A 20,941-nucleotide genomic window follows, 5' to 3' on the forward strand; every position below is an offset into this window, starting at 1 on the left:
AGTCCCTGTCACAACTGGCTGCGCTTGTGCCGCAACTGCTGCTTCAACACCTTCAACGGCGGTGCATAGAAAAACCCGAACGACACACTCCCCGTTCGCCCCTTCACCGCGTGATGCAACCGGTGCGCGCGATGCAAACGCTTGAGGTAGCGGTTGACCGGCCGTGGCTTGCGTGGCCAGTGCCGATGAAAGAACCCGTCGTGGGCCACGACATACAGCACGCCGTACCCCGCCACGCCGCCACCCACCCACTGCAAGGGCGCAAAACCACCCTTGCCCAGGGCCACCAGCAGCGTGGCGATCAGCCCCAGGGCCACCAGGTACAGGTCATTGGTTTCGAGCATGCCCAGTTGCGGCTCATGGTGCGAGCGGTGCAGCCACCAGCCCCAGCCATGCATGATGTACTTGTGAGCCAGCGTGCCAACGCCCTCCATGGCCACCAGGGTGCCGAACAGCACTGCGAGATTGAACAGCATGGAACGGTCCGGGGGATGGCAAGGGAAGGCGCAAGGGTACCGATTGCCCGAGTTTTTTTCCATGCAGGCGTGACCGGTAGCAGGCCATTGCGGATGAAGCCATTGTCATGTTTTTGCCCTTGACCTGGCCTGCCACGGGGCGTAAGGTCCGCGGCGCAATTTTGCATCCCTGAACAGGAGACCTGCATTGGACAGTAGCCCCAGTCGCATGCGACAGGCCCACGTGGCGCGCTAGTCCGGCAGTGTCCTGCACTGTCTGGCCGGCCTGGCAAGACGGTGGTTTCTTGTAATCCCCCTCTTCTTCCTCCCCTTCGTGGTCCTGCGCATTTTCTGGTTTTTCAACCGCGCCAGCTGATGGCGTTCTTGCGGGCGTGTGCCCGTGGAAGAGGTTTGCTATGGATTGGAAAGTATTTCTGCTGCGTGTCAGCATCGCCCTGCTGCTGGGGGCGCTGATCGGCGCCGAACGTCAACTGCGCCAGCGCCTGACCGGGCTGCGCACCAATGCACTGGTCAGCACCGGTGCCTGCCTGTTCGTGCTGATGACCCAGGCGGTGCCGGGCATGGCGCCCACCGATGCGTCGCGTATCGCCGCGTACGTGGTATCGGGCATCGGTTTTCTTGGTGGCGGCGTGATCATGCGCGACGGGTTCAACGTACGTGGCCTGAACACCGCCGCTACGCTGTGGTGCACGGCCGCGGTCGGCGTGCTGTGCAGCCTCGGGCTGCTGCTGGAAGCGACGCTGGGTAGCCTGGTGGTGCTGTGTGCCAATATCCTGTTGCGTGACATTGCCCAGCGCCTGGACCGCCAGGAAGTGGTGCCGGCCAGCGAGGTGGAACAGCACTTCGAGGTGCGCATCGTCTGCCGCGCCGAGGACGAGATCCAGGTCCGCAGCCTGATGTTGCACAGCCTGGGCGACCCGCAGCTGCGCCTGCAGTCACTGCACAGCGAAGACCTGGCGAACCCCGCACGCCTGGAAGTGCGCGCCGAACTGCTCGGCACCGCGCAGGCACCAGCGCAACTGGAACGGTTGGTCAGCCGGGTCAGCCTGGAGAAAGGTGTAAGCTCGGTGCGCTGGCAATTGCAGCCGCAGGTGCTGGCGGCAGACTAGAACGAAAGGACTTCATCATGCGCATTCGCCCTACCCTTGAGCAAGACATTCAATGGCTGCCGGGCGTCGAACGCTCGGCGGCCCAGGCCTTTGCCGCCCGGCCGGCGCTGGCATGGCTGGCGCAAGGAGATGTGATGGACTGCGGCACCCATCAGGCATTTGTCGAAGCTGGCGGGAGCTGGGTGGCCGAGGGGCCGGATGGGCGCATTCTGGGGTTTGCCTGTGCCCGGTTCGAGGATCAGGCGCTGCATCTTCATGAAATTTCGGTGCGCCGGGAGGCCCAGGGGCAAGGTGTCGGGCGCAAGCTGTTGCAGCAAGTGGTAGATGAGGCGCGCCATGTGGGGGCGCGGGAGCTGACCTTGACCACCTTTGCCGATGTGCCATGGAATGCGCCGTTCTATGCGCGGTTAGGGTTCGAGGTGATCGATGAGGGGCTGCTGGATGCACGCTTGCAGCAGATTCTGGCCGACGAGCTTGCCCATGGGCTTGAGGGCCGTTGTGCGATGCGCCTTGGCTTAGATATTTAGACCCCGGGGCTGCTTTGCAGCCCATCGCCGGCAAGCCAGCTCCCACCTTGACCGCATCGGCCTCGAGCCATGCGCTATCCCCTGTGGGAGCAGGCTTGCCGGCGATGGGGCCGGTACAGGCAACCGAGGGTCTTTATTCATCTACGCCCACCACTGCACGTTCTGCCAGGCAATACCCATCCCGCCCCTTACGCTTGGCCTGGTACAGCGCCGCATCCGCTGCCGCCATCAGGCGCTCGGCCGTCATCCCCTCCCGCGCCAGGTCACCCACGGCAATCCCCGCACTGCACGACACCCGCCCCAGTGGGCTACCTGCATGCTCCAGCATCTGACGCCGCAACAGCTGTTGCACTTCCTGCACCAGCAGCTCCGCCCCGCGGGCATCGGTATCGGGGAGCAGCAGTGTGAACTCCTCGCCCCCATAGCGCACAGCCAGGTCGGCCGGCCGCTTCAGTGCCTGCTGCAGCACCTCGGCAAAGCGCCGCAGGCACTGGTCGCCCGCTGGGTGCCCGTAACGGTCGTTGTAGGCCTTGAAGTAATCCAGGTCGAGCATCACCAGCGCCAGCGAGTAGCCCTGGCGTCGTGCCCGACGCAGCTCCGGCTCGAACACTGCGTCCAGCCGCCTGCGGTTACCCAAGCCGGTCAGGCTGTCGGTCAGTGCCAGGGCCTTGAGGGTCTGGTGTGCCTAGTGCAGCGCCCGCTCGATGATAATACGCTCGCGTAACTGGCGCAACACCACACCACCAAACGCTGCCAGCCCCACCAGCAACAGCAGCAACACTGCCACCGACTTGATCGCATCGTGCCGCCAGGGCGCGACGATCGATTCCCGCGACAAGCCGGCCTCCACCACCAACGGGTAGCTGGCCAGCGCGCGATAGCCATACAGCCGTGGCGTACCGTCCACCACGGCGACCGCCTCGGCCACCCCTTCGCTTGCATGCGGCAGGTACTTGCGGAAGATCTCGCTGCTGCTAAGGCTGCGGCCAATCACCTGTTCGACGAACGGCCGCCGTACCAGAATAGTGCCGTCGCGCTTGGCCAGTACCAGCGCGCCGCGTTCGTCGATCTTGAAGTCGCCGTAGTAGCGTACGAACCAGTCCACCTTGAAGGTGCCCAGCAACACCCCGGCGAAGCTGCCATCGGCGTATTGCAGGCGCCGCGAAATGGGGATGATCAGGTCGCCAGTAGAACGGCTGCGCACCACCGAGCCGATGTGAACCCTGCGGTCGGTGTGCTCGCGGTGGTAGATGAAGTAGTCGCGGTCGGCATTGTTGGCATTGGGCGGGACTACCGCCTGGTCGGTAACGATCCAGCTGCCATCCGGGCCATACACGAACAACCCGTGCAACTGCGGCATGATGCTTTTCTGCTGGACCAGCAAGGTATGCAGACGCGGCCGGTCGATGTGCTCGAAGCCGTCGCCTTCCAGGCGCTCGGCCAGCGCCGCGGTAATTGCGTCGACCTGGCGGATGGCATCTTCGGCATGCTGCGCCGTGGCCCGGGCCAGGTTGGAGACCATGTTCTCTGCATTGGTGAAGGCGTGCCGGTAGTCGCGCCAGATGCGCCAACCTTCCACCACGACGAAGGCGAGCATCACCACCAGCATGAACGCGAGTACCAGGCGGAACAGCGCCACGGCCCGGCCCTCGCCGGTTATCGCGAAGAGCCCGTCCTCATCCTGTTTCCTGGCTGCGCACATTGAAATCCCAAGCCTTACCGCGTTCGCCGCGTTTCACTATAGTTCAGCACCATCTGGGCGCAGCCGGCCAGGAAAAAGATTAAACCTTTGCTCCCCATTCACCCTCAACCGTACGCGACACTGAGGTCGCGCCACGGTTTAAGGAGTGAAGCATGAGCAGTCTCTTCATCAAGCGTGTCGGTTTTTCCATGGTATTAGGCTTGGCATCGGTGCAGGCAATGGCGGCGAGTTCCGATGACTTCGTCGAAGCGGCTACCGAGGCCGGTATTGCCGAAGTGGTCACCGGCAAGCTGGCCCTGGAAAAAACTCAGAATGCCGAAATCAAGACCTTTGCCCAGCAGATGGTCAGCGACCACACCAAGGCCAATCAGAAACTCGGCGACATCGCTCGCAAGCTCGACATCTCCGTACCCGATGAGGCGGCAATAACCGACAAGGTCAAGAAAATGATCCTGGAATGGCGAGAGGAGTCGTTTGACAAGTCTTACGTCAACAACCAGGTCGACGCTCACGAAAAGGCGGTGGAGTTGTTCAAGAAGGAAGCCGCATCTTCCGACAAGGCTGAATTGAAGGCCTTTGCCAGCGAAACCCTGCCCAAGCTCGAACAGCATCTGGAGCATGCCAAGGCGCTTCAGGCCAAACACGGCAAGTGAGGCCCGCCATGAGTAACGATGCATTGAAAGCCGAAGTGCTGACTCGCCTGTTGCATGCTCACCCTCAGGGGCTGGGCAAGGAAGTGCTGGACAACTACCGGGGCGAGAAAGCCGTGGCCGGCATGCTCAAGACGCTGCAGGAGGCCGGTTTGATCCAGGATGGCAGCGTGGCAGTGAGCAGCGATCACCAGATCAGCGTGAACTACCCCATCAAGCTATCGGCGGCAGGTGTGGAGGCAGCCAGACAAGCCGAAGACTGAGCGCGCCCTCCCGCCCAACCTTGTCGCACAGGGAACAAGGTTCGAAAGCGTGTCACATTCCCTGTGGGAGCGGGCGTGCCCGCGAAGGGCCCAACGCGTTGTAGGCACCGGCTCCGCCGGTGTTCGCGGCGGTTCGACGCCTCGACACGCCCGCTCCCACAGGGCCTCTTCGCAGCTACTGCGCCGCGTTGGCGGCAGACAACTGCGACTGACACTGGTGCAGCGCTTCGTCTCGTGCCTTGAGTTGCTCTTCAAGCTGCCGCAACTGGCGAGCCTGTTCCGTGCACAAGTCGCGCCTGGCCTCCAGGCTCTGTGCCTGCACATCCAGCTGCCGACGCATTTCCTCGCTAGCACCCTGCGCCTGGGCCAGGATCGTGCGCAAGCCCTGGATCTGCGCATCACGCTGCTCCAGCAATTCGTCCTGCGCCCTGCAGGCGCTGGCGGCCTGGCGATGCTCACCCAGCAAGCGCTCGTTGTCGCGGTGCAGGCGGGTCAGCTCGTCTTGCTTGACGATCATGCCTTGCTGCAGTTGACGCACCTCCACCTGCAACTGTTGCAGCTGCGCTTCGTGGCGGCGCTGCTCCTGTTCACGCTGTTCGCGGCTGGCGTTGCGATAGTGTTCCAGCGCATCGCGGGCATGACGGTGCTTGTCTTCCAGTGATTTTACCTGCTCGTCCTTGTCGGCCAGGCGCACCTGCAGCTCGCCCAGCGACTGGTTGAGGCTGGCACTGCGCAGCTGTTCGGCCTGCAGGGTGCTTTGGGTGGAAAGCAGTTTTTCCGATTCGGCGGCCAGTGCGGCCACATCGATCTGATGCTGTTGGTGCGCTGCAGCCAGTGCCTGCTGGGCAATGGCCAGTTGTGCCTCCAGCTGTTCGCGCTGTCGAGTGAAGGCGCTTTCGGCCTGCTCGATCTTCAGGTCGGCCTCGTCCTGCAGCTGGGTTGCCAGTTGCCCGACCATTCGGCTCAGCACGTCACTCAGCGCAATGCCGCCCTCGGAAGCCACGGGTTGCTGGCCGTTCAACTCTTTCAGGTAGCGGTGAATCGTGGTCTTGGAGCCGGTGTTGCCCAGCTCGATACGTATCGCATCGATGCTGGGGTTCTCGCCCCGGGCAATCAGCGCCTGACGTGCCTGCTGCACTACAACCTTGTTTATACCGCCCCGGGCCATGCTTGCTCCTACGATTTTGTACCGTGTTATGTACCATGTAATTACATACCGATTATGGAGACAAGCCATTGCCCGTGCAAACATTTCCTATGGTGGAATAATCACGGCTTATCGCATGTGAATGGTTCTTGGGAGCTGTGCGCGGGGACAAACCAGTACGCCAGACAGCAAAGCGCCCCGCTCGGCTTCAAGCCGGCGGGGCGCTGCAGAATGCTGAAGCAGGGAGCGTCAGCTGTAGTGTTCAACCCTGGCAGGTGTTCTACGCATGAGCACCTTGCCGTTGCGTACCGACACCAGCGCATGCCCCTGGCTGCGCACCATTTCGTAATCGTCCGGCGCAGACAGCAGCAACAGGTTGGCCGGTCGCCCCACTTCGATGCCGTAACGCTCGCCCAGGTTCAGGGTGCGGGCGCTGTTGTCGGTGATCAGGTCCAGGCAACGCTGCAGGTCTTCGTAGCCAAGCATGTGGCAGATGTGCAGGCCGGCCTCCAGAATACGCAGGATGTTGCCATTGCCCAGCGGGTACCAAGGGTCGACGATGGAATCCTGGCCAAAGCACACGTTCATCCCGGCCCGGTCGAGTTCGGCCACGCGGGTGACGCCGCGGCGTTTCGGATAGTTGTCGAAACGCCCTTGCAGGTGAATGCTCTCGGTCGGGCAAGATACGAAATTGATACCCGACTGCTTGAGCAGGCGGAACAGCTTGTAGCAGTAGGCATTGTCGTACGAGCCCATGGCCACGGTATGGCTGGCTGTTACCCGGGCGCCCATGTCGCGCACCCGCGCCTCTTCGGCCAGCACTTCGAGAAAGCGCGACTGCGGGTCGTCGGTCTCGTCGCAATGCACATCCACCAGGCAGCCGGTACGTTCGGCCAGGTCCATCAGGAACTTGACCGACGACACGCCCTGGTCGCGGGTGTTCTCGAAGTGTGGAATGCCGCCGACCACGTCGGCACCGATGGCCACTGCTTCGGTCATCAGCGCCCGGCCGTTGGCGTACGACTCGATACCCTCCTGGGGGAAGGCGACGATCTGCAGGTCGAGCAGGTGGCGCACTTCGTCACGCACTTCGACCATGGCCTTTAGCGCAGTCAGGGTGGGGTCGGTGACATCGACATGGGTACGCACATGGTGGATGCCATGATCCACCAGCATGCCGATGGTCTTCTTCGCGCGGTTCTTGATGTCGTCGTGGGTGGTGATTGCCTTGCGCTCGGCCCAGCGCTCGATGCCTTCGAACAGGGTCCCGCTCATGTTCCACTGCGGTTCGCCGGCGGTCAGCGTGGCGTCCAGGTGGATGTGCGGTTCGATAAAGGGCGCCACCACCAGGTTCTGCCCGGCATCCAGGTCATCGGCAGCGCGCGCCGCCACCCCTTCGGCCTGGGGCACGATGGCGACGATGCGTTCGCCGCTGAGTTCGATGCGGAACAGGCCAGGCTTGCCGCGCAGGCGTGCGTTGATGATGTTCATGATGCTTCTCCCTGGGCTTTGCGGGTGGCCCTACCAGCATAGTGGCCCAAGCCTTGTGGTATTTGCTACTGGCCCTATCGCCGGCAAGCCAGCCCCCACAGGTAAACCACAGCCCTGAAGTCTGTGCAGTACCTGTGGGGGCTGGCTTGCCGGCGATAGGGCCGGCGCAGGCAGCAAATCAGGCTCCGTCCAACCCCATCTGCCAGAAGTCCGCCTCCAGGCTGGACGCCTGGCCGAAAATTCCCGCCAGCTCGGCAAACCGTTGCTCGGTCATGCTCCGCGCTGCCAGCTCGTCCAGATGCTTGCGCGCCGCGGTGGCGACACCCTGGTAGCCCTCGCCGGCATACTCGGCGATCCACTCGCGGTACGGGTGATTGCTCAGATCGCCAATGCGCTCGGACAACGCCCGGCCAATCTCGGCATAACCGATCACGCAAGGCGCCAGCGCCACATGCAACTCCAGCAGGTCACCCGCGGCACCGCAGTCCAGCACATAGCGGGTATAGGCAACCGTGGCCTGGTGTTCGGGCGCGGCCTCGATATCAGCCTGGGTCAGGCCCCAGCGCGCGCACAGGCGCAAGTGCAGCTCGGTTTCATCCAGAATCGCCGCCAGCCCGGCCTGCGCGGCGCGGATGTCGGCCGGGCGACGGCTCTTGTAGGCGGCCAGTGCCCAGGCGCGGGCGAACTGGATGAGGAACAGGTAATCCTGTACCAGGTAGGTGCGGAAGGCGGCTTCGCTCAACGCACCCTCGCCCATCTGGCGCACGAATTCGTGGTCGACGTAGCTGTTCCACTGCGGCGTGGCGGCAGCCTTGAGGCGGTCGAAGATATCCATGCTCATTTGTCCTCCGGGTAGACAGCATCGAAGAAGGCCAGCTCCAGCGCCACGGTGCGCTGGTAGAAGTCACCCGCCAGCACGGCGTCCTGCGGGCCGACGCGGTCGAGTTCGGCTTGCAGGAAGGCAACGAAGTCCTGGAATGCCGGGTTGTCGTGCAGGGTGATCCATTCAGCGTGGACGAAGTTGTCCGGCATCGGCTTTGGCGCCTTCAACGCCCAGTCCAGGTACAGGCCTTCGGCGACGTTGAGCACCGCCAGCGCGGCCGCATAGGATCGGGTGGCCGCCGCTTCGCGCATGATCGCCTTGAAGCCTGCGGTCGGGACGGTGTCGGCTGGTTCGCTGCGTTGTGCGGGGCTTACCCCCAAGGCCTCGAAGGCACGCAGGAAGTAGGTGTTCTCGTCACTGGAGATCATCCCGGCAAAGCGCCCGAAGCGCAGGCGCGCCTCGAAGGTGTCGGCGGTGGCGATGGCCGCGCCCAGCAGGGTCAGGAAGCTGTCGAGGAAGCGGTGGTCCTGCACCAGGTAGTCGACCATGATCGGGTCCGGCAGGCTGCCGTCGCACAATTGGGTGACGAAGCGGTGGCCAACGGCCGCCGACCAGGTCGGCTCGCTGCGGCGGCGCAGGGACTGGCTGAAGCGTTCGGTCATGTTGCTGTCCTTGATGGGGGGTGACAGCGAGACCGCGATGGTTGGCATGGACGGGCCTCGCAGTGAGGCCGGCAAAAAGGCAGGTTTCAAGTCCCAATCCCTTCGCCGGCATGATCCGGATCAGGTTCGAAGGGTCACCGCGCTGCAGCATCCAGCGGTTTCTCAGCCCGGTGCCGGGCTCCCCTTGGTGGCGCTCAGGTATACCCCAGGGCGCCGCGGCTGTCACCACCCAATCTGTGGGCAATGGGTGACCCACTAGTGGGGGCCCTCACCCATTTTTGACGCCGTGGCATTTAGCGCGCATCAGGCGCCACAAGGATTTGTTTAGAAACATATTCCTCGTATTTGGGTTGGCACACCCGTTGCTCCAGCCCCAGAAACGGGCAAAAAGCCATGATGTCGCAAACGAGGCGCAAGGCAATGAAAACACCTGCCGTGATCCACCCTGCCAGGCATGCATTCCAGCTGTCCACCGTCGCTACGCTGATGCTCGGCCTTGGGCTGGTCACGGCAACAGCGGCGCCCATGGACGACAACAGCATGCCCCCGCCGACCGACCCGTCGGCCTACACTGATCAGCCGGCTGACCCGACCCAGGCGTTGCTGGACCTGTACAGCATGCCAGAGGCGAATCGGGGCTCACTCGAACTGACCGATGGCGTGTACGGTGACCGCAACACGGTAAGCGCAAACAACGTGCTACCGCCGGCCCTGCAAACCGGGAAAAAGTACCCCACCAACGGCAAGCCAAGCCCGCTGTTCGGCGCGTTGCCGTTTACCCAGCAATTACTGCTGTTCGAGGAATTCGGCACGGAAAGGCTCGACCCCACGTTGCCGCCGCCCACTCTGACCTTCCCGGTGCCGACCCTGGGCGCGGCACCGGCGCAGGACCCCAACGTGGTGGCCCGCAGCGGCCCCAGCGGTACAGCCCTGGAAGCCTTCCTCAAACAGCCGGGCCTGTACCCCTTCCCGACCCAGTATTCCAACGTGCTCGACCGCAACCCATGGAAGGCGCAGATCGAGATGTTCCTCAACCGCCAACCGGTCGGTTCGCCTGCGGAAGGCCGGCCACCAGGAAAAGGCTGGTCGCACCAGCGCTGGAACGAGTTCTACCCGCAGGCGGGGTTCAAGACCGCCCAGGCCGGTGCGCGCATCAACCTCGGCCTGCGTGACCGCAAGCAACTGCACAACTATGCAGTTGGCGAGTTCGCCCCGGGCGGCCTGTACTACCAGACTTCCGATATCCCGAACACACTGGGCACCACCAAGGGCATCGACACCCGCTTCCACCCGAAGATGCCACTACAGAACCACAAGTCGCTATGGACCTTCGACGGCACCTTCCCGCCCAAGCTGCTGATGGTGCGCTATGGCCAACCGATCCTGATGCGCCATTACAACGCGCTGCCGATCGACCCCTCGGCCAACGCCGGGTTTGGCCTGCACACCCTTTCGACCCATGAGCACAACGGCCACTCCCCGGCCGAGAGCGATGGCTATGCAAACGCCTACTTCTTCCCGGGGCAGTACTACGATTACCGCTGGCCGCTGCAACTGGCAGGCTATGACACCATCAACACCCGTGCCGAAGACCCACGCGCTGCGTTCCCTTGCTCGGCGGGCGAAACCTTGTTCGTCAACGATGCCAACCCCGGCCTGAAAACCTGCCAGAACGGCAGCATCAAGATTCGTGGTGACTGGCGCGAAACCATGAGCACCCACTGGTTCCACGACCACATGATGGATTTCACGGCGCAGAACGTCTACAAAGGCAACGCCGTGATGATGAACTACTACAGCGCCCTGGACCGCGGCAACGAGGCCCTGCAGGATGGCGTCAACCTGCGTTTCCCCAGTGGCTCGGGCATGCCGTGGGGTAACCGCGACTACGACGTCAACCTGGTGATCGCCGACAAGGCCTGGGATGCCAACGGCCAGCTGTGGTTCAACCCGTTCAACACCGATGGCTTCCTCGGCGACCAGATCCTGGTCAACTGGCAGTACCGGCCAACGCTCAAGGTACGCGCGCGCAGCTACCGCTTCCGTATCCTCAATGGCTCGGTGTCGCGCTACTTCAAGTTCGCAGTGGTCCGGGAAATTGCCGGTAACAGCGGCGAGTTCAAAGGCCCCACCGGCTCCAACCTGTCGTATGCGCGGGTACCGTTCCACATGATCGCCAACGACGGCAACATCATGGAACACACCGTGCCGTTCGACGGCACCCTGGACCTCAACGGTGACGGCAACCTGCAGGACAACAACGGCATCCTGCCGCTGCAAGGCATCGCCGAGCGCTACGACATCATCATCAACTTCGCCAAACACGGCATCAAGGTCGGCGACAAGCTGTACCTGGTCAACCTGGAGGAACATCAGAGCGGCAAGGGCCCGGAGGGTGCCATTGCCCTGGCCGATGTGCTGTCGGAAAAATACAAGGCGGTGATCAAGCAGACCAGCAACGGGCCTGAGTGGGACAACGGCGACCCGGCAATCGGCAAGTTCATGCAGTTCGTGGTTCAGCCCTACAGCGGCCAGGACCTGAGCATGGACCCGGTTGCCTATGAACCGGCCAAACCGGGCAAGGCCGAAGGCCTGAAAATGCTGCCGCTGCCGATAGACCGTAATTCGGCCACCGACCAGGCCAAGCTCAAGGATGCCCGCCATCGCGAGTTCATCTTCGGCCGCTCGGACGGTACCGACACCCAACCCTGGACCATCAAGACCGATGGCGGCTTTGGCTACTCCATGGACCCACGTCGCATCAACGCGGCGCCACAGTTGGCCCAGCAGTCTACCGACGGCGGTTTCAGCGGCGACGGCACATTGGAAGTGTGGAAGATCATCAACGGCGGCAATGGCTGGAGCCACCCGGTGCATGTGCACTTCGAGGAAGGCGTGATCCTCAGTCGCGACGGCAAGGCCCCGCCGGAATGGGAAAAATGGGCGCGCAAGGACGTGTATCGCATCGGGCCGGATATCGATTCGTCGGAAGAAGTGGAGGTAGCCCTGCGCTTCCGCGAGTTTGCCGGTACCTACATGGAACATTGCCACAACACCCAGCATGAAGACTCGTCGATGCTGCTGCGCTGGGACCTGGAGCACCCAGGCCAGTTCCAGGTGATGCCGACCCCACTACCGGGTTGGGATGGCGTGGAGTACGTGGCTTCGGTTGGGCTGCCGACCTTCCGCACCGAAGACCATGATAACGATGACCCAACCAACAAACCGCCGGTTGCGGCCAACGACAGCGCGGCTACCACGGCCGGCAAGCAGATCACCTTGAACGTGCTGGCCAACGACACCGACCCGGAAAACAACCTGCCGTTGACCGTAGTCGGCCTCAGCCAGCCGGACTCCGGCCAGGGCACTACCAGTACCGACGGCAGCACGGTCACCTACGTCCCACCGGCCACGGTAACCACAGCGTTCACCGCCAGCTTCAACTACACGGCTCGTGACGCCAAGGGCGCCGAATCGGTGGCCCCGGCCACGGTCAGCATTGCGGTGAGCCCGGCAGCGGCGGTCGACCAGATCCAGGTCACCAGTGCCACGGTGCAGGTGCGCAGCGGCAACCGCTTTACCTGGGATATTTCGGGCACCACCACGGTGGCCACCGGCAACAGCATCACCGTGACTGCGGCAACCACCAGTGGCCCGCTGCTGCTGGGTACGGCCACGCTGAGTACCACTACCAGCGGCGCCCGTTGGCGCTTGTCGACCACAACCACCGGCAGCGGCCCGGCCACACCGGCGACCGTGACCGTGAAATCGGCGCTGGGGCAGAGCGTGACGGCGCCGGTCAGCATCAGGTAACCGAAAAGCGGGGGCCGCTGTGCGGCCCATCGCTGGCAAGCCAGCTCCCACCTCGACCGCGTCGGCTCCAAGCCTTGTGCAGTACCTGTGGGAGCTGGCTTGCCGGCGATAGGGCTGCAGGGCAGCCCCAATACCGTTATCGACGAGGACCGCATCATGTCCGGTTCATGGCGTTTCCTGCTGGTGCTCTCGCTGTTCGCCGCCAGTATCCCGTTCTGGCCGTTGCAACCACAGCAACCCGTGGCCGAGGAAGCTGAAACTCCCTGGGGCGCCGATTACTTCCCCAACATCCCGCTGCTCACCCAGGACGGTGAGAAAGTGCATTTCTTCGACGACCTGATCAAGGACAAGGTGGTCGCCATCAACTTCATCTTCACCGGCTGCTCCGACTCCTGCCCGGTGGAAACCGCGCGCCTGCGCCAGGTGCAGAAAATCCTCGGTGACCGGGTCGGCAAGGACATCTTCCTCTACTCCATCAGCATCGACCCCTACAACGACACCCCCGCCACACTCAAGCGCTACGCCGAAAAGTTTGGTATCGGCCCCGGCTGGACGCTGCTCACCGGCGAGCCGGCCGATATCGAACAATTGCGCCGCAGCCTGGGCCTGTACATCGATGGCCTGGAAAACGGCCGCTCCAAGGACCACAACCTGAGCCTGATCATCGGCAACCAGGCCACCGGCCGCTGGATGAAGGCCTCGCCCTTTGAAAACCCGTACATTCTCGCCGACCGCCTGGGCAACAGCCTGCACAACTGGAAACAGGCCAGTGCCATGGCCAATGACTACGCCCAGGCTCCCGAGGTGCGCGCACCCAGCAGTGGCGAGCAACTCTTCCGTACCCGCTGCTCGTCCTGCCACACCCTGGGCAATGCCGAGCCAGGACAACCCGGCATCGGCCCCGACCTGCTCGGCGTGACCCGCCAGCGTGATGCCAACTGGCTGACCCGCTGGCTGAAGGAGCCCGACCAGATGCTGGCCCAGAAAGACCCCCTGGCCATGCTGCTGTACGAACAATACAACCGCGTGGCCATGCCCAACATGCGCTTGGGCGATACCGAAGTCAGCGCGCTGATGAGTTACATGGAGGAAGAAACTGCGCGCCTGCAGACGCCGCTGGCCGATAAAGGAAATCCTTAAAGGCAATTGGCCACCAGTCATTAGGCTGTCATCTTTCTGTCGTATTTTTCGACCATCACCCAGGGTCGGGAACTATCAGCAGTGATTCGCCGTTCGCTTTCATCCGCCAGCCTTCTGCGGCTGCTGATCCTGATGCTCTGTGCAGCCACCCTGGCCTTTGTCTGGGGGCTGCATGTTTCGCAGAAGGTTGCCGCCCGCCAGGACGCGCTGTCGGCCAAGGCCGCCGAGCACCTGAACCTGGCCAGTATCGTTGGCGAAAGCCTGCGCCAGTTGGTGGATCGCGCCCAGGCCGTGGGCCGGGTCGCCCAGGACGACATGAAGATGCTGAGCCAGGGCAGCGTCAGCCTGGCGCGGATGCTTGCCGAAGACCCGGTATTCAAGCGCATGAGCCTGTACGACCGGCAAGGCCGGCTGTTGTCGGCCAGCCATGCCGACGAGGCCGCCGAGCTACCCGAAGACTGGCTGCGCCAGCTGCAGCGGCACGTTGCCCGCTACGGTTTCAAACCGTTCCTGCCCAGCGTGCAGCCCCCCGGGCAAGCGACCACCGTGCCCAACTGGCACCTGCCCTTCCTGCTGCCGCTGACCAACCTGCCCGGCCGCGAAATCGACAATATCCTGGTGGTGCAGCTGGACATCGGCTACCTGGCGGTGCTGCTGCAGCACATCGACCTGGGCGGCAGCGGGCTGGTGCGCCTGCTGCAGGATGACGGCCTGGAGCGGGTGCGCATCGATAGCAGCGGCGTGGTGGCCGGTGACGCACTGCTGCCCGGGCTGCCGGACAGCGGCAGTGAAGCAGGCATGCTGACCCAGTACGCGGCCGGCGCCCCCTACCAGAGCCTGTACCGGCGCCTGCCCGAGCGGGGTTTCAGCGTGGTGGTCAGCCAGCGTCAGGACGAAATCCTCGCGCCTTCGACGCTGGCCTATTCCCGGCAGTTCTGGTTGAACCTGAGCATGACCCTGATGATCCTCGCCAGCCTGCTGTGGACCTTGCGCCTGTTGCGCAAGCGCCAGGAGGCCTTCAGCGCGCTGGAACAGGCGCAGCAGGTCAACCAGCAGTTGATCGACCGCCTCGAGGACGAACATCGGCGCAGCAGCCATGCCGCGGCCACCGACCACCTCAGCGGCCTGCACAACCGCCGCCAGTTCGTCGAGGTGGCCGGCCAGGTGCTGACCCGGCAACGCGGCAAGCGCCGGCTGATGGCGATCCTGTTCATCGACATGGACCGCTTCAAGTCGATCAACGACTCGCTCGGGCACAAGATCGGCGACCTGCTGCTGCAGGCCGTTGCCGGGCGTATCCAGCGCCTGCTGGAGCCCGGCGACGAGGCTTCGCGCTTTGGTGGCGACGAGTTCGTGGTGCTGCTGGCCGGCGAACGCAGCGAGGAGCAGATCAATGCCTGGGTCCGCGTACTGGTGCAGAAGCTGTCGGCCACCTATGCGCTGGACGGCCAGGAGGTCAACACCAGCCCCAGCGTAGGCGTGAGTATCTGCCCGCGCGACGGCCAGGACATCGACAGCCTGATCCGCAGTGCCGATGCCGCGATGTACTCGGCCAAGCAGGCCGGGCGCGCGCAGTACCGTTTCTTCGACCCGTCGCTGAACCTGGCCGACATCCACGCCTTCACCCTCGAACAGGCCTTCGGCAGCGCCCTGGCCGAGCGCCAGTTCGTGCTGCACTACCAGCCACAGATCCGCCTCGACACCCAGCAGGTGCTGGGCTACGAAGCGCTGGTGCGCTGGGACCACCCCGAGTTCGGCCTGCTGTACCCGGACCGGTTCATTGACCTTGCCGAGCGCAGCGGCTTCATTGTCGAACTGGGCTGGGAGGTGCTGCGCCTGGCCTGCGAGGCCTTGTCGGGTTGGCACGCCCAGGGCCGGGAGACGCGGCTGGCGGTCAATGTATCTGCGCTGCAGCTACGCCAGGCAGACTTCGCTGCACGGCTACTGAGCGAACTGCAGCAGTACGCCATCGCCCCGCAGCGGCTGGAGCTGGAAATCACCGAAACCACCATCCTCGACCCCGAAGGCACGGCGGTGGCGCACCTGCACACCCTTCGCGACGCCGGCCTGGGCATCAGCCTGGACGATTTCGGCCGCGGCTACGCCGGTTTTGCCCACCTGCATTCGCTGCCGCTGAGCAAGCTGAAGATCGACCGCTCGCTGATTGCGCCGCTGTCCAACAGCCACGACGACAGCCCGATCGTGTCGTCCACCATCATCCTTGCCAAACGCCTGGGCCTGGAAGTGGTGGCCGAAGGCGTGGAAACCCGCGAACAAGTGGTGTGCCTGAAGCTTGCCGGCTGCGATATCGCCCAGGGCTACCACTTCAGCCGGCCGCTGTCACCGGCGCAGCTGCGTGACTACCCGCTCTTCAACGGTGTCGAGGACAAGGCCTGCGTGTAACGCAAGCCTTGGCGAATCCGCCGGAATGAACCGATCATGCCTGACGCGCCACGCCTGTAGGAGCGGCCTTGTGTCGCGATCGGGCCGCAAAGCGGCCCCGCTGATTTCAGCGTTTATGCGAAGACTGCCGGGGCCGCTGCGCGGCCCGATCGCGACACAAGGCCGCTCCTACAGGGGCCGGGCATGCATTACCAGCCCATTTCGGTTTATCGTGTGCCTATCACCCACCGACACCCGCACCATGACCGACATCGAGCGCTACCTCCGCGCCGCCACCCGTGACAACACCCGGCGCAGCTACCAGGCCGCCATCGAGCATTTCGAAACCCACTGGGGCGGTTTTCTCCCGGCCACGGCCGAGAGCATCGCCCGCTACCTGGCCGACCACGCCGACCAACATGCCGTCAGCACCCTGCGCCAGCGCCTGGCGGCGCTCAGCCAATGGCACGTCGCCCAAGGTTTCCCCGACCCGACCAAGGCGCCACTGGTGCGCCAGGTGCTGCGCGGCATCCGCACCTTGCACCCGACACCGCCCAGGCAGGCGGCGCCGCTGTTGCTGCAGCACCTGCAAAGCGCAGTGCAATGCTTCGAAGAAGAAGCCCGCCAGGCCCGCGAACAGCATGACCTGGCCACCCTGCGCCGGGCGCGTCGCGACGCTGCGCTGCTGTTGCTGGGCTTCTGGCGCGGTTTTCGGGGTGATGAGCTGGCACGCCTGCGCGTGGAGCACATCCAGGCCGAGGCCGGCGTCGGCATCACCCTGTTCCTGCCGCGCAGCAAGGGCGACCGCGAAGCCCTGGGCGTACAGCATCGCACCCCGGCCCTCAAGGCCTTGTGCCCGGTCACGGCCTACCTGCAATGGCTGGAAGTCGCCGGCATCGCCCATGGGCCGGTGTTCCGCAAGCTCGACCGCTGGGGCAACCTCGGCGACACCGCGCTCAACAGCAACAGCCTGGTCGGCCTGCTGCGGCGCATGCTGGAGCGCGCCGGGGTACCGGCGGCGCTGTATACCGGCCACTCGCTGCGCCGAGGCTTTGCCACCTGGGCCACGGCCAACGGTTGGGAGTTGAAGGCGCTGATGAGCTATGTGGGCTGGAAAGACGCAAAGTCGGCGTTGCGCTACATCGACGCGGCGCAGCGCTTTGGCGAACTGGCCGTGCTACCGGCCAGCCAGGCGCAAAAGCTTATTCCTTGAAGGTGTGACGGGCGATGCCGCCAATTTCCGGGTTGATGGCATACAGGTCGCCAGCGTCGGGGTAATGGTGCAAGTCTTCGGCACTCATGCCCAAGCGCGCGGTGCTGATGAACAAGGTATTCATCCCCTCCCCACCGAAGCAGCAACTAGTGGGGCACGGCACTGGCATCAGTACCTGGTCGGTGAGGTGGCCATGGCGGTCATAGCGTAACAGGCAACTGCCATGGTACTGGCACACCCACAGGCCGCCGTCACGGTCCAGCGCAAGGCCGTCCGGCCGCCCCAGTTCGGCAGGGGTTTCGGCAAACAGAGTGACCGCGCCAAGCCGGCCTTCGGCCAGGTAACTGGCGCGGTAGATCGAGCGCGCCGCCGAGTCCACGAAGTACACCGTGTGGCCGTCATGCGACCAGGCCAGGCCGGTGGGCAACGCCATGTCGTCGTGGATCACCTGATCATTCAACTGCCCGTCAAAGCGGAACAGTGCCCCGGTGTTGCCGCTCAGGGCATCGTCCATCAGCCCGGTCACGAATCGGCCCTGCGGGTCGCAGGCGCCGTCGTTGAAACGGTAGGTCGACCGCGGGTGAACCGACACCGAATGCCGGCGCACCTTGCGCAGCGACACGTCGAAGATGGCCGCGCTGGCGTCTTCGGTGAAAATCAGGTTGCCCTGGTCGGTCAGCGCCAGCGCACCAATGCGTGCCGCGGATTCGTACAGGCACTCGGCCTGGCCATCAGGCGTCAGGCGGTTGATCCGCCCGCCGGAGATATCGACAAAGTACAACGCGCCGCTGCCTTCATCCCAGACCAGGCTTTCGCCCAGGTCGGCGCGGGTGCTGGCGACGTTGACTGGCACGTAGCGGCATGCCTTGAGGCGGTTGCGCAACTCGCCCACCTCCGCCAGCGTCATGGAACAGGCCAGTCCCAGGCCCTGTGCGGCATCGGTAAAGACCGCAACGTTATCGTGGAAAGGCTCTGTGACGGGCATTTGCTGGCTACCTTCGATTCTCCTTTCTACGATAACAACAAAAAAATCAATGACCAAGCGCGGGGTGCGGCAGACTGCAGCGGTCGATCAAGTTCGCGTTGCGCAGCGCCACAGCCGCCCGATATCACAAGCCCGCGCCCGCAGCAGCTCAGCAGCATTTGCACAAGCCTGCTCCAGGCTCATCGGCCCGCTGGCCAAGGCAAAGGCAGCGTCGACGCCATGGGCATACAGCTGCTGGTAGCCTTCACCCAAGGTGCCGGCCAGCACCACCACCGGCACCCCATGGCGCTTGGCAACCCGAGCCACCCCCATCGGCGTCTTGCCACGCAAGGTCTGGGCGTCGAAGCGCCCTTCGCCGGTCACTACCAGGTCTGCACCTTGCACCATGGCATCCAGGCCGGCCAGTTCGGCCACCACTTCCACCCCAGGGCGGAATTGCGCGCCCATGAAGGCCCGGGCTGCGAACCCCATGCCACCAGCAGCGCCACAGCCTGGGTAGTCCCGCACATCCTCACCCAGCAGTTGCGCACAATGGTCGGCAAAATGCCCCAGGGCCTGGTCCAGCGCCTTCACCTGCTGTGGGTTGGCGCCCTTCTGCGGGCCGAAGATTGCCGATGCGCCGTTGGCGCCACACAGCGGGTTGTCGACGTCTGCCGCGACTTCGAACTGCACCTCGGCCAGGCGCGGGTCAAGGTCGCTGGCATCGATACGGGCCAGCTTGGCCAAGGCCAGGCCGCCCTCTTCCAGCGCTTGCCCGTGGGCGTCCAGCAGGCGCAGGCCCAGCGCCCGCAACATGCCGCTGCCCGCGTCGTTGGTGGCGCTGCCACCGATAGCCAGCACTACCCTTTGCGCGCCGGCGGCCAGGGCGGCGGCAATCAGCTCGCCGGTACCCCAGGTGCTGCTGCGGCAGGCATCGCGGCGGCCAGTGGGCACCAGTTGCAGGCCACTGGCCTGGGCCATTTCGATGATCGCCGTGCGGCTTTGCGGCAGCCAGCCCCAGCCCGCCTCCACGCTTTGCCCCAACGGCCCGCGTACCGTCTGACGACGCAGCTCGCCGTGGCTGGCGGCAAGAATCGCATCCATGGTGCCTTCGCCACCGTCGGCCATCGGGCACTCGACCAGCTCGGCCTCCGGCCAGGCCTCGGCCAGGCCCGCCGCGATGGCGCGAGCGACACCGGCCGCGTCGAGGCTGTCCTTGAACGAATCGGGGGCAATGACGATCTTCATGGGGTTTCTCCTGTCCTGATGAGCGGCATGCTGACAGGTGGCTGCAAAGGTGGCCTCGGTCAAATGCACAAAACGCCGGGCGGGTTGTTTGGGCAGATGCCTTTCACCTGCACTGGCCCTATCGCCGGCAAGCCAGCGCCCACAGGTTCAACACAGGCCTGAGAGCAGCATGCATCCTGTGGGAGCTGGCTTGCCGGCGATAGGGCCGGTGCAGGCGGCCCTTCAGTCGGCAGGCAGCAGCTGCAACCCCAGGTACAGGCTAAGCATCCCTTCCATGCGCAGCGGGTCGACCTCGCCCAGCTCGGCAATCCGCTCCAGGCGGTAGCGCAAGCTGTTGCGGTGAATGCCCAGGGCATCGGCACAGGCCTGGCTCTGGCCGTCATGGGCACACCAGGCGCGCAGGGTGGTGAGCAATTGCCCGCTGCTGTCCTTGCTGCGAATACGTTGCAACGGTTCCAGCAATTCATCCAGCGCATCATCGTTGCGGTGCCGCCACAGCAATGCCGGCAACCGGTAGCGCTGCAGGCTGAGCAAGCGCTCGCCGGGCAGTACCTCGCGCCCATAGGCCAACAGGTCGCGCACCCGGCGATAACCCCGGCGCAGTTGCTCCAGGCTTTGCGCGACACTGCCCAGGGCCAGCCGCTCCACGTCCCAGCCATGGCGCTGCAGGCGTTCCAGCAGGCGAGGTTCGTCCAGCGCCACACCTGCCGGGCGACACCACAACAACGACTGGCGTGCCGGGCTTACGCACCAACTGTCCGGGTAGCGGCTCATCAACCATGCCGCCAGGGTTTCGGCGGCTGGCCCCGAGGCCAGCTCGAACAGGCACGGTACCCGCGGCAGCTGGGGCTTGAGGCCCAGTTGCCGGGCCTCGTCGAGCAACCGGGGGGAATCGCCGCTGCCGCCCAGCAGCAGGGCCAGCAAATCGTCACAGCGCTGCCGTCGCCATTGCTGGTCGGCCTGCAAATGGCGCTGGGCCAGCAGCATTTCGGCGGTCATGCGCACCAGCTCGCCATAGGTGCGCACTTGCTGCGGGTCACCGGTCAGGCCGAGTACGCCCATCAATCGGCCATCCAGCATCAGCGGCAGGTTCACCCCGGGCTGCACGCCTTTGAGGCACTTGGCAGCGTCCGTATCCAGTTCGACGATGCGGCCGTTGGCCAGCACCAGTTGCGCACCCTCGTGGCGGGTGTTGATACGCTCAGGTTCGCCACTGCCGAGGATCAACCCCTGGCTGTCCATGACATTGACGTTGCATGGCAGAATGGCCATCGCGCGGTCAACGATATCCTGCGCCAGGTCATGGTCGAGTTCGAACATTGAGCGGTCCT

At 64.3% G+C, this 20,941-nt stretch carries 16 protein-coding genes, 1 pseudogene and 1 riboswitch; of the genes and pseudogenes, 8 read left to right on the forward strand and 9 right to left on the reverse strand.

Features of this window, described 5'->3' with window-relative positions; translation table 11 throughout:
* Positions 1-8: 8 nt before the first annotated feature.
* Positions 9-476 (reverse strand): sterol desaturase family protein, encoded by a 468-nt coding sequence (locus AC2T3R_RS13275; protein WP_015270356.1) that lies wholly within the window; start codon positions 474-476, stop codon positions 9-11.
* Positions 477-871: 395 nt separating this feature from the next.
* On the opposite strand from AC2T3R_RS13275, the gene AC2T3R_RS13280 reads away from it, so the two are divergent.
* Both AC2T3R_RS13280 and AC2T3R_RS13285 read left to right on the forward strand, forming a co-directional pair.
* The gene (locus AC2T3R_RS13280) at positions 872-1,585 is read left to right on the forward strand and encodes an MgtC/SapB family protein (RefSeq protein WP_013972648.1); all 714 of its coding nucleotides are present in this window, start codon (positions 872-874) and stop codon (positions 1,583-1,585) included.
* A 17-nt stretch (positions 1,586-1,602) separates the two neighbouring features.
* Complete coding sequence (locus AC2T3R_RS13285; protein ID WP_486743753.1) at positions 1,603-2,112, forward strand: GNAT family N-acetyltransferase; 510 nt, start codon at positions 1,603-1,605, stop codon at positions 2,110-2,112.
* A gap of 133 nt (positions 2,113-2,245) precedes the next feature.
* Here the strand turns inward: AC2T3R_RS13285 and AC2T3R_RS13290 are convergent.
* Positions 2,246-3,814: pseudogene (locus tag AC2T3R_RS13290) on the reverse strand (sensor domain-containing diguanylate cyclase).
* 152 nt (positions 3,815-3,966) lie between these two features.
* On the opposite strand from AC2T3R_RS13290, the gene AC2T3R_RS13295 reads away from it, so the two are divergent.
* A complete protein-coding gene (locus AC2T3R_RS13295) occupies positions 3,967-4,467 on the forward strand; it encodes a DUF4142 domain-containing protein (RefSeq protein WP_013972651.1) in 501 nt (166 codons plus the stop codon).
* 8 nt (positions 4,468-4,475) lie between these two features.
* Entirely contained in the window at positions 4,476-4,727 is a 252-nt protein-coding gene (locus AC2T3R_RS13300) for a hypothetical protein (protein ID WP_075045200.1), read from the forward strand.
* Positions 4,728-4,902: 175 nt separating this feature from the next.
* Here AC2T3R_RS13300 and AC2T3R_RS13305 read toward each other — a convergent pair whose 3' ends face one another.
* The 4 genes from AC2T3R_RS13305 to AC2T3R_RS13320 all read right to left on the reverse strand — a co-directional run bounded on the left by AC2T3R_RS13305 (position 4,903) and on the right by AC2T3R_RS13320 (position 8,850).
* On the reverse strand, positions 4,903-5,895 hold the full coding sequence (locus AC2T3R_RS13305; protein ID WP_100413636.1) for a DNA-binding protein: 993 nt from the start codon (positions 5,893-5,895) through the stop codon (positions 4,903-4,905).
* A gap of 228 nt (positions 5,896-6,123) precedes the next feature.
* On the reverse strand, positions 6,124-7,365 hold the full coding sequence (gene codA, locus AC2T3R_RS13310; protein WP_486743754.1) for a cytosine deaminase: 1,242 nt from the start codon (positions 7,363-7,365) through the stop codon (positions 6,124-6,126).
* Between the two features lie 178 nt (positions 7,366-7,543).
* Entirely contained in the window at positions 7,544-8,206 is a 663-nt protein-coding gene (gene tenA, locus AC2T3R_RS13315) for a thiaminase II (RefSeq protein WP_486743755.1), read from the reverse strand.
* Entirely contained in the window at positions 8,203-8,850 is a 648-nt protein-coding gene (locus tag AC2T3R_RS13320; RefSeq protein ID WP_024087147.1) for a TenA family protein, read from the reverse strand. The genes tenA and AC2T3R_RS13320 overlap by 4 nt, the downstream gene beginning before the upstream one ends.
* Positions 8,851-8,930: 80 nt before the next feature.
* Positions 8,931-9,045: riboswitch (TPP riboswitch) on the reverse strand.
* Positions 9,046-9,270: 225 nt separating this feature from the next.
* On the opposite strand from AC2T3R_RS13320, the gene AC2T3R_RS13325 reads away from it, so the two are divergent.
* From AC2T3R_RS13325 to AC2T3R_RS13340, 4 genes are all read left to right on the forward strand, one after another.
* A complete protein-coding gene (locus tag AC2T3R_RS13325; RefSeq protein WP_100413639.1) occupies positions 9,271-12,663 on the forward strand; it encodes an Ig-like domain-containing protein in 3,393 nt (1,130 codons plus the stop codon).
* 156 nt (positions 12,664-12,819) lie between these two features.
* Positions 12,820-13,803 carry an SCO family protein gene (locus AC2T3R_RS13330; RefSeq protein WP_085720209.1) on the forward strand — a complete coding sequence of 328 codons (984 nt, stop codon included), beginning with the start codon at positions 12,820-12,822 and terminating at the stop codon, positions 13,801-13,803.
* A gap of 81 nt (positions 13,804-13,884) precedes the next feature.
* Positions 13,885-16,206 (forward strand): putative bifunctional diguanylate cyclase/phosphodiesterase, encoded by a 2,322-nt coding sequence (locus AC2T3R_RS13335; RefSeq protein ID WP_486743756.1) that lies wholly within the window; start codon positions 13,885-13,887, stop codon positions 16,204-16,206.
* 241 nt (positions 16,207-16,447) lie between these two features.
* Complete coding sequence (locus AC2T3R_RS13340) at positions 16,448-17,398, forward strand: site-specific integrase (protein WP_013972660.1); 951 nt, start codon at positions 16,448-16,450, stop codon at positions 17,396-17,398.
* On the opposite strand, the gene AC2T3R_RS13345 is transcribed toward AC2T3R_RS13340, so the two are convergent.
* From AC2T3R_RS13345 to AC2T3R_RS13355, 3 genes are all read right to left on the reverse strand, one after another.
* Positions 17,388-18,305, reverse strand: a complete 918-nt coding sequence (locus tag AC2T3R_RS13345; RefSeq protein WP_486745288.1) for an SMP-30/gluconolactonase/LRE family protein — start codon at positions 18,303-18,305, stop codon at positions 17,388-17,390. The two genes, AC2T3R_RS13340 and AC2T3R_RS13345, sit on opposite strands and share 11 nt — an antisense overlap.
* 165 nt (positions 18,306-18,470) lie before the next feature.
* The gene (locus AC2T3R_RS13350; RefSeq protein WP_486743757.1) at positions 18,471-19,610 is read right to left on the reverse strand and encodes a glycerate kinase; all 1,140 of its coding nucleotides are present in this window, start codon (positions 19,608-19,610) and stop codon (positions 18,471-18,473) included.
* A gap of 222 nt (positions 19,611-19,832) precedes the next feature.
* Complete coding sequence (locus tag AC2T3R_RS13355) at positions 19,833-20,930, reverse strand: sugar diacid recognition domain-containing protein (protein ID WP_015270370.1); 1,098 nt, start codon at positions 20,928-20,930, stop codon at positions 19,833-19,835.
* Positions 20,931-20,941 lie beyond the last annotated feature (11 nt).

It is taken from the genome of Pseudomonas sp. PVC-5-1 (assembly GCF_057444345.1).